Source organism: Burkholderia sp. Ax-1720, from assembly GCF_011753035.1.
Taxonomy (GTDB): Bacteria; Pseudomonadota; Gammaproteobacteria; order Burkholderiales; family Burkholderiaceae; genus Burkholderia; species Burkholderia gladioli.
In genome coordinates this window covers 1-1,795 of record NZ_VWWK01000397.1, presented here as the reverse complement: position 1 = coordinate 1,795, position 1,795 = coordinate 1, and the positions used below count along the sequence as shown (strand labels likewise).

Sequence of the window (1,795 nt, the reverse complement as noted above, 5' to 3'; positions counted from 1 at the left end):
CCAGCTCGCCGACGCTGTAGCCGGCCACGCAGCGCCGCCTCGGCAGCAGCGGCGCGAGCCGCGCGTGGGCCGCCAGCGCCTGCAGGGTGCAGAGCAGCTGGGCGGCGCGATTGGCGCGCAGCGCATCCTCGTCGGCGCGACGCAGCCAGTCGCGCGGATCGGCGCCGAACCAGCGCGAGGCATGGGCGAACCAGGGCTCGACCGTCGCATCCTCGCCGATCCAGTCGAACATGTCGGGACCTTGCTGGCCTTGCCCGGAACAGAGCAGCGCGATCGTCATGGCGCTTCGAAGCCGTCGACGAACAGGCTCATCGCGAGCAGGTCGGCCGCGCCGCCCGGGCTGAGGCGCCGCGCCACGAAGGCGCGATGCACGGCCTCGGCGCGCGCGAGCCAGTCGCTCGCTGCCACGCCGCCGCGCGCCAGGAATTCGCGCGCGCCGCGCTGCGCGAAGGCCAGCCCCTCGGCGCCGCCGCGATGCAGCAGGTTGGTGTCGTCGAGCTCGGCGATCAACGCGAAGCAGGCCTGCACGCGCGCGGCCGCCTCGTCGCCGGGCCGCAACTCGCGCGCCTCGCGCAGCGCGGGCAGCCCGATCCGGTAGACGCTCGGGAATCCGTCGGCCGCCTCCTGGCGCGCGCCGCCCACGCCGTGACGACGGATCGCGATCTCGCCATGGCTGTCGGATGGACGGGGCCCAAGCAGGATCTCGGCGCCCCATTGCCGCGCCACCCAGTCGCCCAGCGTCGACGCGGCGGGCAGCCCGGGCGAGCGGGCATGACGCAGGCCCGCGGCCGCGCACAGCAGGCCCAGCCCGAAGATCGCCCCGCGATGGGTGTTCACGCCGCCGGTGGCGGCCAGCATCGCGTGCTCGGCGCGCAGGCCGATGCGGCGCAGCGCGGCCATCTCGCGACGCTCGGCGCCGGCGCGCGCGAGTTCGGCGAGGTACGGGCCGATCGCGGCGGCGCTGCGCGCGAAGGTGCCGGCGTTCATGTCCAGATGGCTGCCATTGTCGACGCGGCTGACCAGCCCCGGCTTCGGCCAGGTGTCCACCTCGAGCCGCAGGCAGCGCTCGGCGAAGGCGCCGATCATCGCCTCGGGCCCCTCGGCCGGCCGATCCGGCTGGCGGGGCGCGGGCAGGCGCAAGCGCGGGCGGCCCATCATGCGGCCCCCGCCAGGAAATCTCGCAGCGCGAGCAGCCGCACTTCGGTCGCGGTCTTCACCATCACCTCGTCCTGCCCCGCCTGCAGTTCGCGCCAGTTCGCGCCGGCGCCGTCGACGCGGATCACCTCGCCGTCGATGCGCATCGGCGCACCGGCCTCGCAGGCGGCCACGTCATCCAGCATGGCGGCGAGCGTCGCCAAGCCGTCGCCGGCGGCATCGAAGCCGGGCGGCAGCTCGAACAACAGATCGAGATCGGAATTCGCGGAAAGATAAGGCAAGCCCGTCAGCCCTTGCCAGGCCAGGCTGCCGAACGCGCGGCAGACGATCCGGTGACGGCGCGTGATCGCCTCCAGCGCATCGAGCGTGGCGCGCCAGGCGGGCGGCGCGACTTCATGCAACGAATCCAGCGCGGGCGGCCGCTCGATCGAGACGATCGCCTCGGCCGCCAGGCTCACGCCGATCCGCCGCTTGCCGAGCGAGGGCGGCAGCGGCAGGCCGAGCGGCACGCCGGGACGGGCCGCGTCGCAGGGCCCCGGGCGCCGCACCATCAACGGCCAGCCGCGCACGGCCCAGTCACGCAGCACGGGCCGCGCGGCCGCATCGACTATATCGGCCGCATCGACAGCCCCGGCCGCCA

At 75.0% G+C, this 1,795-nt stretch carries 2 protein-coding genes and 1 pseudogene; all 3 read right to left on the bottom strand.

The window, feature by feature from the left end; genetic code table 11:
* Positions 1-280: pseudogene (locus F3J18_RS37130) on the bottom strand (malonate decarboxylase subunit epsilon); the annotation flags it as partial.
* A complete protein-coding gene (gene mdcB, locus F3J18_RS37125; protein WP_166917148.1) occupies positions 277-1,086 on the bottom strand; it encodes a triphosphoribosyl-dephospho-CoA synthase MdcB in 810 nt (269 codons plus the stop codon). The gene mdcB and the pseudogene F3J18_RS37130, both read right to left, overlap by 4 nt.
* 68 nt (positions 1,087-1,154) lie before the next feature.
* Positions 1,155-1,795 (bottom strand): malonate decarboxylase holo-[acyl-carrier-protein] synthase (gene mdcG, locus F3J18_RS37120; RefSeq protein WP_166917146.1); only part of this gene is annotated, 641 nt, incomplete at its 5' end.